The organism is Thiobacillus sp., assembly GCF_018780105.1.
Lineage (GTDB): Bacteria > Pseudomonadota > Gammaproteobacteria > Burkholderiales > Thiobacillaceae > Thiobacillus.
Genome location: NZ_JADMKC010000017.1, coordinates 1 through 14,150, shown reverse-complemented (window position 1 = coordinate 14,150; position 14,150 = coordinate 1). Strand labels below are relative to the sequence as shown.

Below are 14,150 nucleotides of genomic sequence, written 5' to 3'. Positions count from 1 at the left end.
AAGCGGAGGCGAAGGGACTCAGGCTGCGACAGCGAGTTCCTGCTCCCGCCCCACCACATCCATGCTGACCCGCAGCCATTCCTCATGGCTTTCCTGCACTTCGCCCAGACGCAGGCGATACACCACATCGTCCTCGCGCAGCATCAGCGACGCGCCCAGTTTGTAGTGGCTCTGCGGAATCAGCAGATTGCTCGTGCTCTGTTCGGTGTGGGTCATCGGCAAATACACCGCCCACACTTTTTCCTGCTCGGACTGGGCTGTCTGGGATTCGGAATAAATCTCTACCCGTTTGGGATGCCGCGACAGGCGCTGCGTGCCCACCAGATTCTGGCCGTCTTCTTCGCGATTCCAGCGCGTGGCCAGCAACTGCCAGACGTTTTCAGCCGGGTCCCAGCTCACCGCCACCAGACGGCCATGCGGCAGCACTTGCTCCTCCGGCAAGGCGAAGCCCAGGCCATCCGTACTTTCATCGCGCAGCATCCAAGGCTCGAGCACCGGGCTGTGTTTCACTGCGCCCGGCCCCAGCAGCGCCGCCAGAATGTTGGGCATGCCGGATGCCACCCATACCCGTCCAAAGCGATGGGTACGCTGGCGATTGCGACGGATGCCGCCGCGCTCGATCAGGCTGGCGATCTGCCGCGTAAAGAACTGGTCGGACTCGGCATCCGGACTGGCATCCAGTTTTTTCAGGTAGTCGATCAAGGGACGGAAAGCGAAGTAACGCAGGCGGCGTCCCTGCCCCATTCCCTTCTCCACCACAAAAGCACTTTCGTCCTGCGACAAATCCACCATGTGGGTATGCACATCGATATAAGGCACTTTTTCCGGCAGCGGCAAAGGCGTATAGCCCTCGAAAATCTGTGCGATGGATTCGATTTCCTGGGCGCGATAGCCCACCGGCTGCACCAGACCCATCAGCATCGGCAGCGTGTATTCGCGTGCGCAATGGGTGGCGCGTGAATTGAACATCACCTCTTTGCGCTCCAGCCCGTCGCGCTCGACCAGACGGTAAATCTTGTGCAGGCGGCACCAGCCGGACGCTGCCGGATTGCGCGCCTGATGGTAGTCCCAGCGCATCACCAGCGCGGCGTAACGCAAGGCGCGCACCGCCATCTCGGCCACATGCGGTTTGAGGTCCGCGCTGTGCGGGCCGCGATAAGCCTGCTTCAGCATTCCCAGCCAGGCATCCGCCTGCAGCGACCAGAACACCCAGGTCTCGCGCCACAGCGCCTGGCGCGCGAGACGGAAGGTCGCCTGATTGCGCACGTACTGATCGACGATGCGATGCTGCAGCGGCAGCCCGACCGACTCCAGTTTCAGCAATGCCTGCATCCGCCCCAGCGTGGCTACTTCGTTTTCGGCATTGAAACGCTCCATCCCTTCCACCAGCGCATGGTGCGCGTCGTAATCCGAATCGGCCGGTAGCACTTTCAGCCATTTCTCGGTGGCTTTCAAGCTCGCGAAAGGCGATCCCGTTTCCACTTTGCGGCGGCGGGCGATGTTGCCAAGCATTTCAAAGAGTTCATTCATGTCGGTTATCGGCTTGGGTTGGATGCTCAACAAGCAGCACCATTTATGCCACCGCACCGGCGTCGGAGATTGTTTTCAAGCTGTTGGTTTAATTCGGATTTATGAAATCGTCTGGCCGCCCCATGCCGACGCGATAACGAAAAACTGACAGCCGCTGTTGAAACCACGTCAGTTCATTTTCCGGCCCGAATTCCTCCCCGCGCACGCAGCACAAACCCGGACGAACCCGCTACAATGCGCGCCTGCCTTGAGCGCTTCGTGCTTGAGCGCAACGGAAGCGTGGCCGAGCGGTTTAAGGCACCGGTCTTGAAAACCGGCGATGGTGCAAGCCATCCGTGAGTTCGAATCTCACCGCTTCCGCCAGTCTTGTAAAACGACCCCGCCGGGTCGTTTTTTATTGCCCAGGCCGTCAGCAACCCGAACACGCAGGGCCACACGGCCTGCGGTATGCTTGGGGCTGCTTCCTGCCTGCCCGTTGAAAGCCATGACTCTTCAGACCCGAACCCTCAGCCTGTTTGCTGGATTGCTGTTTGCCCTGCCCGTTCACGCCTGGGAGATCGGCGAATTCAAGAATGGCATGACGCGCGACGCCGTCGAGCAGGCGCTCAAGACCTGGAATTTCGACAAGACCCTGGCGGTCGGCAACGACGGTCTGTTCGCCTACGACCTGCCCAACAATCCGGCTGGCCGCCGCTTCCTGTTCACGTTCTGCAACGACAAGCTGGTCGCCTTCGATCAGGAAGTCGAGCCGGCCTTCCGCTCGTTCGTGGTCATCGCGTCCAACTATTCCAACCTGTACGGCAATCCGCTGAAAGTGATTCCCTATTCCAGCGTGGTCGCCAACGGCGAAAAGAATCTGCTGGCGATGTTCTGGCGCAAGGGCTCGGATTACATCGGAATCAAATACGCGCTCTACCCCACCAGCGAACAACTCTCGATGACCTGGCAGGTCAACAACAACTGCTGGCAGGCGCCGCGTTAAACCAGGGCCTGTCAGCGGGCGGCAATCCGCCGCCATACTCCCAGCCAGAGCTTGCGTACCTCGTCCAGCACCAGCACGCTGGACGCCACCAGCGCAGCCAGCAACCAGTCGCCCCCTTGCAGGCCGGTGGTGCCGAATACCGCCTGCGCCGCGGGCCAGTGCACGACCGCTGCCTGCAGACCGAGCACCCCCGCCAGCGCCAGCCACAGCTTGTGGTTGCGGAAAAAGTTGGCGTTGAACGTGCTGCCGTGCTCGGCGCGGGCGTTGAACACATTGAAGAACTGGAACAGTACGAAGGTGGTAAAGGCGAGCGTGAGCGCGTAGTGGTCGTCCTGTGTGGCGAGGCCGCGCTGGAACATGAACAGTGTGCCGGCCATCATGGTGATGCCGTACATCACCAGACGCGACATGCGTTTCACGGTGAGTATGCCCATCGAGGGCTTGCGCGGCTTGTCGCGCATGATGCCGGGGCGAGCGGGTTCGATGCCAAGCGTCATTGCGGGCGGGCCGTCCATGATGATGTTGATCCACAGCAGCTGAATCGCGCTGAACGGAGTGGGCATGCCCATGAGCGTGGCCGCCAGCACGGTGAGCATCGCGCCGATGTTGGTGGACAGCTGGAAGCGCACGAACTTGACGATGTTGTCGTACACCACGCGACCCTCCTCGACCGCCTGCACCAGCGTGGCGAAGTTGTCGTCGGTCAGCACCAGGGTGGCCGCTTCCCGGGTGACCGCGGTGCCGGTGATGCCCATGGCCACGCCGATGTCGGCCGCCTTGAGTGCGGGCGCATCGTTCACGCCGTCGCCGGTCATCGCGGTGATGTGGCCGCCGGCGCGCAGGGCCTCGACGATCTTGACCTTGTGCGCCGGCGACACGCGGGCGAATACGCTGATCGAATGGATGCGCCGCGCCAGTTCGCCCACTTGCATGGCATCCAGTTCGGCGCCGCTCACCACCTCGCCCCTGAGCCCGAGTTCCCGCCCGATCGCAGCAGCGGTATGGGCATGGTCACCGGTAATCATCTTGACCTGGATGCCCGCGTGCCGGCACTGGGCGATGGCATGCCGGGCCTCGGCGCGTGGCGGGTCCATCAGGCCGGCCAGGCCCAGAAAAGTCCAGCCCTGCGCCCAGTCGGTGAGATCGCCCGCCGGATCGAACGCCGTTGCCGGAATGACGCGCCGCGCCACCGCTAGAACACGCAGCGCCTGGCCCGCGAGGATTTCGTTTTCGGATTCGATGACCTGGCGTGCGGCGGCGTCCAGTTCCGCTTCGCCGGCCGCAGTCAGCCAATGATCGGACCGCGCCAGCAACACGTCGGGGGCGCCCTTGATGAACATCTCCACCACCGCGCCCGCGTGGTGAAACGTCGCCATGAACTTGTGCGCCGAATCGAACGGAATCTCGGCGATGCGCGGTTGTTCCGCCAGTTCGTATTCCGGATCGAGCCCGCCCTTCTGCGCCAGCACCCACAAGGCACCCTCGGTGGGGTCGCCGACCAGCTGGCCGTCGCGCACCCGCGATTCGGTGCACAGCGTCATCGGCAACAGCAAGGGCCGCAGCCGATCCTGAATCCCATCGCCCGCGACAGCGAGCGGCGAATCCGGCTGCAAGCTGATTTCGCCCGCCGCCCGATAGCCCTCCCCGCTCACCGTGAAACGGCTGCCGGCGAACCAGCCGGCGCGCGCGGTCATCTGGTTGAGCGTCAGGGTGCCGGTCTTGTCGGAGCAGATCACCGTGGTCGAACCCAGGGTCTCGACCGCGGACAGCTTTTTCAGGATGGCGCGATGCCTCGCCATTCGCCACATGCCGATGGCGAGCGTCACCGTCACCACGGCAGGCAGGCCTTCGGGGATGGCGGCCACCGCCAGCGCCACCGCGGTCAAGGCCGCTTCGGTCCAGGCCAGACCGCGCACGTAGTCGAGCACGAAAATCAGCGTCACCACGCCGCCCGCGATGAGGGCGAGATGCTTGCCCAGCCTGTCGAGCTGTTTTTGCAGCGGCGTTTCCGCCTCCGGTGCGGCGGCGATCATGCCGGCCAGCTTGCCCATTTCGCTAGCCATGCCGGTCGCGGTCACCAGCAGTTCGGCGCGGCCGCGCGTGACGACGGTATTCATGTAGAGCAGATTGAGCCGGTCGCCCAGCGGCAGGTCCACGACCGTCAGCGGCGCCGTCGACTTGCCCACGGTGTGCGATTCGCCGGTCAGCGCGGCTTCGTTGACTTCCAGCGCATGGGCAACCAGCAGGCGGCCGTCCGCCGGAATGCGGTCGCCCGCTTCCAGCAATACGATGTCACCCGGCACCAGCTGGATCGCGTCCACGTCCATCACACTACCCGCGCGCCGCACCCGTGCGCACGCAGTCAGCATCTGCTTGAGTGCCGCCAGGGTCCGCTCCGCCCGGTATTCCTGATAAAACCCGAGCGCGGCATTGAACACGACCACGACAAGAATGACTGCGGAATCCACCGGATCACCCACGGCCCACGCCAGCACCGCGGCGACCAACAGCACGATGACGAGAAAGTTCTTGAACTGACCGAGAAACTTCAGCCACATCGGGCGCGGCCGGGCTTCGCGCAAACGGTTCTCGCCAAAGCGCGACAAACGTTCGGCGACCGCCACGGCGCTCAGGCCGTGCGCCGGATCAACGCCCTGCGCGTGTGCGGCTTCGGCCGCCGGCCGGGTATGCCAGGGGGACGCTTCAGGGGACATGCGGATGACTCGACAGGGAATTCAAAATAAAGGCATCTCGGGCAGACTGCGACGGCTCGGATCGAACGAACAGCAACTATTCCACACCTTCACAGAGTGGGGGCCCGCACGCAAGGATTAGTGAAAGTCCCTGTGCATGAACGTCTCGAACTCATCCAGCGGCAGCGGCTCGGCGGGTGGCATTCGACGAATTCATCGTACTGATCGAAAGTGTGGAAAGCACGGATGCGCTGGAGGCCGTGATGCAGAAGATCCAGCAAAAACTGGCCGAATATTTTCAGCTGGATGGCCAGCTGATCCGGGTTTTGGCCAGCAGCGGCATCGCCCTGTTTCCCGATGATGGCGACAGCCCGGAGGCCTTGATCAAACAGGCGGACCTGCGCATGTATGCCGACAAACAGCGCCCGCCAGAACTGATCCGGACGCGATTCGCGTCTACAGATGCGGCGCGAGCTCGCGCCGCAGGAAGGTATGGAAATGCATCATGCCGTCTTCCAGCGGCGACTGGTACGGCCCGGTTTCGCTGATGCCCTGCTGGTACAACGCACGCCGGCCGCGCTGCATGCGGCTGCAGATATCGTCGTCTTCGACCGCTGTTTCCTGATACGCCGCCTGCTGGGCTTCGATGAAGGCCCGCTCGAACAGCACAATGTCCTCGGGGTAATAAAACTCGACTATGTTGCGGCAGGACTCGATGCCGGTGGGGACGATCGACGACACCACCAGCACATGCGGATACCACTCGACCATCAGGCCGGGGTAATACGTCAGCCAGATGGAACCATGCGCCGGCACCTTGCCCTGCTGGTACGCCAGCACCTGCTCGTGCCACTTCTGGTATACCGGCGATCCGGCCCGGGCGAGCCCGCGGTTGATGCCGACGGTCTGCACCGACCACCAGTCGCCGTATTCCCATTTCAAATCGTCGCAGGTGACGAAATGACCGAGCCCCGGGTGGGCAGGACCGACGTGGTAATCCTCCAAATACACCTCGATGAAGGTTTTCCAGTTGCAAGCGTAGTCCGTCACCTGCACCGAATCGAGCCTGAAGCCGGAAAAGTCGAGGTCGCGCACCGCCTGCATGCCGGCGAGATCGGCGTTGACGTCGCGTTCGCCGGCGAACAGCAGGCCCTGCCAGGTTTGCAGCCCGGTGCGGTTCAGATTCATGCAGGGATTGCCAGGAAACTCGGGCGCGCCCAGCAGGCTGCCCTGGCTGTCGTAAGTCCAGCGGTGGATCGGGCAGACGATATTGCCGGACGGCAGCTTGCCGCGGCCTTCCAGCATGATGGCCTGGCGATGGCGACAGATATTGGACAGCAACTCGGTGCCGGCGCCGCTGTTGACCAGCAGTTTCGCGCCGTCGAACAGTTCCAGCGCGTGATAGTCGCCCGGCTCGGGCGCCATCAGCTGATGGCCGACATAGCCGGAACCGCGCCGGAACAAATGCTCAAGTTCCAGCGCATGGATGGCCGGGTCGAAATACCAGGAGACTGGCAATTGTGGCGAAGTTAGCGACAAGGCGCTGGATTCGGCGAGATCGCTCATGGCGTACCCTACAAAATCAGCCCCCTTCCGGTATGCACCAGAAGCGGCAAACGTGGCCGGGGACGGCCACCATTAATAAAGTATCGGCGCAAAAATTAATGGGGCGATGTTCGCCCCACTGCCTGCCGATCAGAAAGGGCGGGGATTTTAGCACAGCCAGCCCCGTCCCCGCCCTGCGTCGTGACGCACCCGAATGAGCCCACAGCGTCTACGGTCTTGTCTTTGCCGACACGGCTAGAATGGCGGTTTTTCAAAAGGTATTCCCCATGTCCGAACCCGTTGTATATGACCGCGCGCCCGCCGAACTCGACCTCGAACCCGGTGAATACTGGTGGTGCGCGTGCGGCCGCTCGATGACCCAGCCGTTTTGCGACGGTTCGCACGAAGGCACCGAATTCGAACCCGTGCCTTTTGTCATCGAGGAAAAATCCACGGTGTGGTTGTGCAACTGCAAGCACAGCAAGGACAAGCCCTTCTGCGACGGCAGCCACAACGATTTGCCCGACGATATTTTCTAAGTCGATTGCTGCGCGGGTTTTGAAATGAACCATTCCGTCACACCGGAAGCCGTACTCGATTTCTGGTTCGGCCAGCCGGGCCCGGCATCCGAAGTTGCCGCCCGGCAGCGTGCGCTCTGGTTCGGCAAGTCGGCAGACAACGACCGGCAAGTCAGCGAGCGCTTTGACGGCACGTTGATCGCGGCTGGCGCAGGCCAGCTCGATCACTGGGCCGACACACCCCGCAACCGGCTTGCGCTGATTGTGGTGCTCGACCAGTTTCCCCATCACATCCACCGCAATCACGGACTATCGTTCGCCTACGACGCGCAATCGCTGGTGCTCGCGCAGGCCATGATCGAAAACGGCGACGCCGCCCGCGTCGCGCCGATCGAGCAGGTGTTTGCGTACCTGCCGCTGGAGCACGCCGAATCGCTGGCGTTGCAGGACCAGTCCGTCGCGCTGTACGCGCAGCTGGCCGCCGGGGCTGACGCCGCCGAGCGGCCGTTGTTCGAAGGCTTTCTCGATTACGCAGTCAAACACCGCGAAGTCATCGCGCGTTTCGGCCGCTTTCCGCATCGCAATGCATTGCTCGGCCGCACCAGCAGCGCCGATGAAATCACGTTTCTGCAGCAGCCCGGCTCGCGCTTTTAAGTTCTCACGCGGTTAAAATGGCGGCCTTCCGTGCCCCGGCTGCTCTCATGTCCCGCCAGATCCTCGTCACCTCCGCCCTGCCCTACGCCAACGGCAGCATTCACCTCGGTCACTTGGTCGAATACATCCAGACCGACATCTGGGTGCGTTTCCAGAAAATGCGCGGCCACGACTGCCGTTACATGTGCGCCGACGACACCCACGGCACGGCGATCATGCTGCGTGCGGAGAAGGAAGGCATCACCCCGGAAACATTGATCGGCCGGGTGTGGGACGAACACACGCGCGACTTCGCGGGCTTTTACATCGGCTTCGACCATTACTATTCGACGCATTCGGACGAAAACCGCGCACTGGCTTCTAAGATTTATCTGAGCCTCAAGGACGCCGGGCTGATTGACGTCAAGACCATCGCCCAGCTGTACGACCCGGTGAAAAACCTGTTCCTGCCGGACCGCTTCATCAAGGGGGAATGCCCCAAGTGCGGCGCGCTGGATCAGTACGGCGACAACTGCGAAGTCTGCGGCGCGACCTACAGCCCTACCGAACTGAAGAACCCGGTTTCGGCGGTCTCGGGCGCCACGCCGGTGCACAAGGATTCCGAGCATTACTTCTTCAAACTTGGCGCATGCGAAGCTTTCCTGCGCGAATGGACGACCTCGGGCGCGCTGCAGGCCGAGGCCGCCAACAAGATGCAGGAATGGTTCGCCTCCGGCCTCAACAACTGGGACATTAGCCGCGACGCGCCCTATTTCGGCTTCGAGATCCCCGGCGCACCGGGCAAGTATTTCTATGTGTGGCTCGACGCACCGGTGGGCTACATGGCGAGCTTCGCCAAATACGCCGCGGACAACGGCCTCGACTTCAACGCCTGGTGGGGCGCCGATTCCAAGACTGAGCTGGTGCATTTCATCGGCAAGGACATCCTGTATTTCCACGCCCTGTTCTGGCCGGCGATGCTGAAGAATTCCGGCCACCGCCTGCCGACCGCGGTGTACGCGCACGGCTTTTTGACCGTCAACGGCCAGAAAATGTCGAAGTCGCGCGGCACCTTCATCACTGCCGAAAGCTATCTGGCGCAGAAGCTCAACCCCGAGTGGCTGCGCTACTACTACGCCGCCAAGCTCAACGGATCGATGGAAGACATCGACCTCAACCTCGACGATTTCATCGCGCGGGTGAACTCCGACCTGGTCGGCAAGTTCATCAACATCGCCAGCCGCACCGCCGGCTTCATCCACAAGAATTTCGACGGCAAACTGGCCGACGGCGTGGCGAATATCGAACTGATCGGCGCATTCCAGGCTGCCGCCGGCGACATCGCCGCGCATTACGAGGCGCGCGACTACGGCCGCGCATTGCGCGAGATCATGGCGCTGGCCGACCGCGCCAACCAGTATGTGGCCGACGAGAAACCCTGGGAACTGGCGAAGAAACCGGAAGCGGTATATCGCCTGCATGAAGTCTGCACGGTTGCGCTGAACTGCTTCCGCCTGCTGACCCTGTACCTCAAGCCGGTGCTACCGAAACTGGCCGAACAGGTCGAGGCCTTCCTGAATATTGCACCGCTGGCCTGGGAGGATTCCCAAAGCCTGTTCATCCGCCACCCCATCAACGAGTACAGCCACCTGATGACCCGTATCGACCCCAAATCCATCGAAGCCATGGTTGACGCCAACAAGCAGAACCTCGAACCCGCCCCTGCGCCGGTACGGCATGCCGAAGCGCAGGCACATGGCGATGCCAAGGCCGCATCACCCTCTCCCCAACCCTCCCCCCTCAAGGGGGAGGGGGCAAACGCTGCCGCTGACACGGCGACGATTTCAATCGACGACTTCGCCAAAATTGATCTACGCATCGCCCGCATTGCCAACGCCGAGCACGTCGAGGGTGCCGACAAGCTGTTGCGCCTGACGCTCGATCTGGGCGATCTGGGTACACGCCAGGTCTTTGCCGGCATCAAATCGGCCTACGCGCCGGAAACCCTGGTCGGCCGCTACACCGTGATGGTCGCCAATCTCGCCCCGCGCAAAATGAAGTTCGGCATGAGCGAAGGCATGGTGCTGGCCGCCTCCGGCGATGCCCCCGGTCTGTTCATCCTGTCGCCCGATTCCGGCGCGCAAGCCGGCATGAAGGTGAAGTAAAAAGGCCCGCAATGAAACCGCTCACGCTGCATCTCGTCATTCACGGTCGGGTGCAGGGCGTGTTTTTCCGCGAATCCATGCGCCAGCAAGCGGACTCGCTCGGCGTCAAAGGCTGGGCACGCAACCGCGCGGACGGCACGGTGGAAGCCATCATCCAGGGCAGCGCCGATTCCGTCGACACACTGCTGGAATGGGCGCGGCGCGGTCCCCCGCTGGCGAAGGTGACACATATCGATCAGGGGACTGGCAGCGGCGAATGGCTGACGTTCGACATCCTGCCATCCAGTCACTGAAACCCTTGGCGTAAATCGCGGGCAAAAAAATGCCCAGCTCAAAAGAGCCGGGCGGAGAATCCATCGTTTAGGAAGGATTGGAGGAGACAACACTGAGAGCCATTGCGGCATCATCAGCGTTATTAGAATTCTCTAATATTATGTTTTTCTTGTCAACAACTATTTGCGGGCCGAGTTCAAATCAAGGCCGGCTCAATACACCACGTTGACCGCTTCGGGCTTGAGCCAGCCCCTGAGCGACTCCAGCAGGCGGTCATCCAGCCGCACCCGCCATCCTTCGCCCAGCCGCACCCGACAGCGGGCTTGGGGGTTCTGGTAGTCGATCCACACCGGGCAGCCGCCCTCCTGCGCCTTGTAGGCTTCCAGCAGCGCGGCCAGCTTGCGGCCGTTGCCGGCTTCGGCATGAAACGAGCCGTTGCACAGCAGGCGCAGCCCCTGCGCAAAACGGGTGCGCGCGCCCGCCAGGTCGTAAATCTTTTCGGCAATGACCCGGATCCCGCCGGAATACTCGTCGCGGTTGACCTTGCCCTCGATCACCAGCAGCGCGTCGTCTTTCAGCAAATGACGGTTCTGCTCGTACAGCTCGTTGAAAATCACCACTTCGACCTGCGCGGTCGCGTCGTCCAGCAGCAGGATCAGCATCTTGCCGCGCCGCGTCATCTGGACGCGCAGCGAGACGACGATCCCGGCCAGCATGACCGGGTCGCGCGAGGGCTCCAGGCTGTTGAGCTGACGCTTGGCAAAACCGGACACCTCGCTCAGATACGAGGTGAAGGGGTGGCCGCTGAAGAAATAACCAAGCGCGGACTTCTCCTGGATCAGCTTGTCGAGATCGCTCCAGTACGGCACATCGACCAGGTCTTCGCCACCCTCGAGCGCTTCACCGAACAGGCCGACCTGCCCGCCGCTCCTCGCCGCGCGGTCGGCGGTTTCGAGCGCCGCTCCGACCGAGGCCATCAGGCTGGCGCGATGATCGTTGATCGTGTCGAATGCGCCGGCTTTGACCAGCGCTTCGAGCACGCGGCGGTTGAGGTAGCGCTTGTCCACCCGTCGCGTCAAATCGAACAGGCCCTGGAACGGGCCATTCGCTTCGCGCTCGGCGACGATCGCGCCGATGGCCGCCTCGCCGCTGCCCTTGATCGCGCCGAGGCCGTAGCGGATGTCGGTTTTCGACACCGGCTCGAAGCGATACAGCGACTGGTTGATATCGGGCGCCAGCATGCGCAGGCCGTTGGTGCGGCAGTCTTCATAAAATATCCGCACCTTGTCGGTGTCGGACATCTCGGACGACATCGTCGCCGCCATGAATTCAGCGGGGTAATAGGCCTTGAGCCAGGCGGTGTGATACGCAATCAACGCGTAGGCAGCCGAGTGCGACTTGTTGAAGCCGTACTCGGCGAACTTTTCCATCAGGTCGAACAGCCGCTCGGCGACCTTGGTATCGGCCCCGCGCTTGGCCGCGCCTTCGAGGAAGATGGTGCGCTGCTGCGCCATTTCCTCGGGCTTTTTCTTGCCCATGGCGCGCCGCAGCATGTCCGCGGCACCGAGGCTGTAGCCCGCCAGGATCTGCGCCACCAGCATCACCTGTTCCTGGTAGACGATGATGCCGTAGGTCGATTTCAGCACCTGCTCGAGGTCCGGATGGAAATATTCCGGCTTCTGCTTGCCCTGCTTGCGCGCGATGAAGTCGTCCACCATGCCGGAGCCGAGCGGGCCCGGCCGGTTCAGCGCCATCAGCGCGATGATGTCCTCGAAGCAGTCGCCCCTGAGCTTTTTCTCCAGATCCTTGGCCGAACGCGATTCGGACTGGAACACGGCCGTGGTGTTGCCGTCGGCGAACAGCTTGTACACCGCACGGTCGTCCAGCGGCAGGTCTTCCAGACGGAAGTCCTTGCGGTCTTCGTGGCGCTGCACGAAGCGCACCGCCTCGGCCAGGATGGTCAGCGTGCGCAGGCCGAGAAAGTCGAACTTGACCAGGCCGATCGCCTCGACGTCGTCCTTGTCGAATTGCGACACCGCCGACCCCGAGCCTTCGGCCTGGTACAGCGGGCAGAAATCGGTCAGCTTGCCCGGCGCAATCAGCACGCCGCCTGCGTGCATGCCGACGTTGCGGGTGATGCCTTCGAGTTTTTCGGCCAGCGGCAGCAGCTCGGCGAGCTCTTCTTCGGCGGCGGCACGCTCGTCGATCTGCGGTTCTTTCTCGCGCGCTTCGGCGAGCGAAATCCCCAGCTCGTTGGGCACCAGCTTGACGAATTTATCGACGAACAGATACGGCAGGTCGAGCACGCGACCGACGTCGCGCAGCACCGCCTTGGCCGCCATGGTGCCGAAGGTGGCGATCTGCGACACCGATTCGACGCCGTAGCGCTGCTTGACGTAGTCGATGACGCGATCGCGCCCGTCCTGGCAGAAGTCGACGTCGAAGTCGGGCATCGATACCCGCTCGGGATTCAGAAAGCGCTCGAACAGCAGGTCGTAGGCCAGCGGATCGAGATCGGTGATGCTGAGGCAGTACGCCACCAGCGAGCCCGCGCCCGAGCCGCGCCCGGGGCCGACCGGCACGCCGTTGTGCTTGGCCCAGTTGATGAAGTCGGACACGATCAGGAAGTAGCCGGGGAAGCCCATCTGGATGATGGTGCCCAGCTCGAACTCCAGCCGCTCGACATATTCCGGCATTTTGGCGGCGCGCACCGCTTCATCCGGATAGAGATGGGCCATACGTGCCTGCAGACCTTCGTGCGAACGCTGCCGCATGTAGTCGTCTAGACTCATGCCGTCCGGCGTCGGAAAATCGGGCAGCTTGCTCTTGCCGAGTTCCAGCGTGAGATTGCAGCGTTTGGCGATTTCGACGCTGTTCTGCAGGGCCTCCGGCAGGTCGGCAAACAGTTCCGCCATTTCCTCCGGCGACTTGAAATACTGCTCGACCGTGAACGGGCGCGGACGCCGCGGATCGCCCAGCATCATGCCCTCGGCGATGCACACGCGCGCCTCGTGCGCCTTGAAATCGTCCGGCGACAGGAACTGGATCGGGTGGGTGGCGACCGCCGGCAAATTGAGCGCAGCGCCAATATCCAGCAGGCCGTCGATCAGGCGTTCGCTGTGCGGCTGGCCGAAGCGTTGCAGTTCCAGGTAATAGCGCCCGGGAAACAGACTCGCCCACGCCGCGGCGGCAGCGCGTGCGGCATCGGTTTTGTCGTCGAGCAGCGCTTGCGCCACATTGCCGCCGTCGCCGCCCGACAAGGCCAGCAAACCCTCACTGCTTTCGGCCAGCCAGGCGGGGTCGATCTCGGCACGGCCGCGGTGGATGTTGTGCTGATACGCGCGCGAGAGCAGTTCGCACAAGCGACGATAGCCTTCGCGGTGCTGCACCAGCAGCAGCAGCCGTGAAGGCCGATTGCGATCGGCAGCATTGCTGATCCAGACGTCGCAGCCGAATACGGGTTTGACCCCCGCGCTGCGCGCTGCGCGATAGAACTTGACCCAGCCGAAGGTGTTCGACAGATCGGACAGGCCCAGCGCCGGCATCGCGATCTCGCGCGCGCGCTTGACCGCGCCGTCCACCCGCACCAGGCCATCGGCGACGGAGTATTCGGAGTGCAGGCGCAGATGGATGAAACGCGGATCGGTCATAGAAAAGCGGCAGAATGCAGGGCGGTATTTTAACGCCGGGGCCACCCCGCCAAGCAGCACAAAAAGAAAAAGGCAGCCGCGGCTGCCTTTTTTCGAATGCGCGCGGCGCTCAGTTTGCGCGGCGCTTGAATTCGTTGGTGCGGGTGTCGATCTCGATCATG

The 14,150-nt window shown here is 62.8% G+C and carries 11 protein-coding genes and 1 tRNA gene; 8 read left to right on the top strand and 4 right to left on the bottom strand.

Features of this window, described 5'->3' with window-relative positions:
* Nucleotides 1–18: 18 nt before the first annotated feature.
* Nucleotides 19–1,530, bottom strand: a complete 1,512-nt coding sequence (locus tag IV098_RS10000) for a hypothetical protein (RefSeq protein WP_296888678.1) — start codon at nucleotides 1,528–1,530, stop codon at nucleotides 19–21.
* On the opposite strand from IV098_RS10000, the gene IV098_RS09995 reads away from it, so the two are divergent.
* The 3 genes from IV098_RS09995 (at nucleotide 1,529) to IV098_RS09985 (ending at nucleotide 2,512) form a co-directional block, all read left to right on the top strand.
* Nucleotides 1,529–1,678 (top strand): hypothetical protein, encoded by a 150-nt coding sequence (locus IV098_RS09995; RefSeq protein WP_296888676.1) that lies wholly within the window; start codon nucleotides 1,529–1,531, stop codon nucleotides 1,676–1,678. The two genes, IV098_RS10000 and IV098_RS09995, sit on opposite strands and share 2 nt — an antisense overlap.
* Nucleotides 1,679–1,803: 125 nt before the next feature.
* A tRNA-Ser gene (locus IV098_RS09990) sits at nucleotides 1,804–1,893 on the top strand.
* 121 nt (nucleotides 1,894–2,014) lie between these two features.
* A complete protein-coding gene (locus tag IV098_RS09985; RefSeq protein WP_296888674.1) occupies nucleotides 2,015–2,512 on the top strand; it encodes a hypothetical protein in 498 nt (165 codons plus the stop codon).
* A gap of 11 nt (nucleotides 2,513–2,523) precedes the next feature.
* Here the strand turns inward: IV098_RS09985 and IV098_RS09980 are convergent, their stop codons facing one another.
* Nucleotides 2,524–5,226, bottom strand: coding sequence for an HAD-IC family P-type ATPase (locus tag IV098_RS09980; protein WP_296888672.1), 2,703 nt, complete (start codon nucleotides 5,224–5,226; stop codon nucleotides 2,524–2,526).
* A 176-nt stretch (nucleotides 5,227–5,402) separates the two neighbouring features.
* Between IV098_RS09980 and IV098_RS09975 the strand changes: the two genes are divergently transcribed.
* The gene (locus IV098_RS09975) at nucleotides 5,403–5,753 is read left to right on the top strand and encodes a diguanylate cyclase (RefSeq protein WP_296888669.1); all 351 of its coding nucleotides are present in this window, start codon (nucleotides 5,403–5,405) and stop codon (nucleotides 5,751–5,753) included.
* Here the strand turns inward: IV098_RS09975 and IV098_RS09970 are convergent.
* On the bottom strand, nucleotides 5,662–6,771 hold the full coding sequence (locus IV098_RS09970; RefSeq protein WP_296888667.1) for an aromatic ring-hydroxylating dioxygenase subunit alpha: 1,110 nt from the start codon (nucleotides 6,769–6,771) through the stop codon (nucleotides 5,662–5,664). The two genes, IV098_RS09975 and IV098_RS09970, sit on opposite strands and share 92 nt — an antisense overlap.
* 266 nt (nucleotides 6,772–7,037) lie before the next feature.
* Between IV098_RS09970 and IV098_RS09965 the strand changes: the two genes are divergently transcribed.
* Genes IV098_RS09965 through IV098_RS09950 form a run of 4 tightly spaced genes read left to right on the top strand, consistent with a single transcriptional unit; the run spans nucleotide 7,038 to nucleotide 10,359 of the window.
* Entirely contained in the window at nucleotides 7,038–7,289 is a 252-nt protein-coding gene (locus IV098_RS09965; RefSeq protein ID WP_296888665.1) for a CDGSH iron-sulfur domain-containing protein, read from the top strand.
* 24 nt (nucleotides 7,290–7,313) lie between these two features.
* Nucleotides 7,314–7,922 carry a DUF924 family protein gene (locus IV098_RS09960; protein WP_296888662.1) on the top strand — a complete coding sequence of 203 codons (609 nt, stop codon included), beginning with the start codon at nucleotides 7,314–7,316 and terminating at the stop codon, nucleotides 7,920–7,922.
* A 47-nt stretch (nucleotides 7,923–7,969) separates the two neighbouring features.
* Complete coding sequence (gene metG / locus IV098_RS09955; protein ID WP_296888660.1) at nucleotides 7,970–10,066, top strand: methionine--tRNA ligase; 2,097 nt, start codon at nucleotides 7,970–7,972, stop codon at nucleotides 10,064–10,066.
* Between the two features lie 11 nt (nucleotides 10,067–10,077).
* Entirely contained in the window at nucleotides 10,078–10,359 is a 282-nt protein-coding gene (locus tag IV098_RS09950) for an acylphosphatase (protein ID WP_296888658.1), read from the top strand.
* 192 nt (nucleotides 10,360–10,551) lie between these two features.
* Here the strand turns inward: IV098_RS09950 and dnaE are convergent, their stop codons facing one another.
* Nucleotides 10,552–13,989, bottom strand: coding sequence for a DNA polymerase III subunit alpha (gene dnaE, locus IV098_RS09945; RefSeq protein WP_296888656.1), 3,438 nt, complete (start codon nucleotides 13,987–13,989; stop codon nucleotides 10,552–10,554).
* Nucleotides 13,990–14,150: the final 161 nt, after the last annotated feature.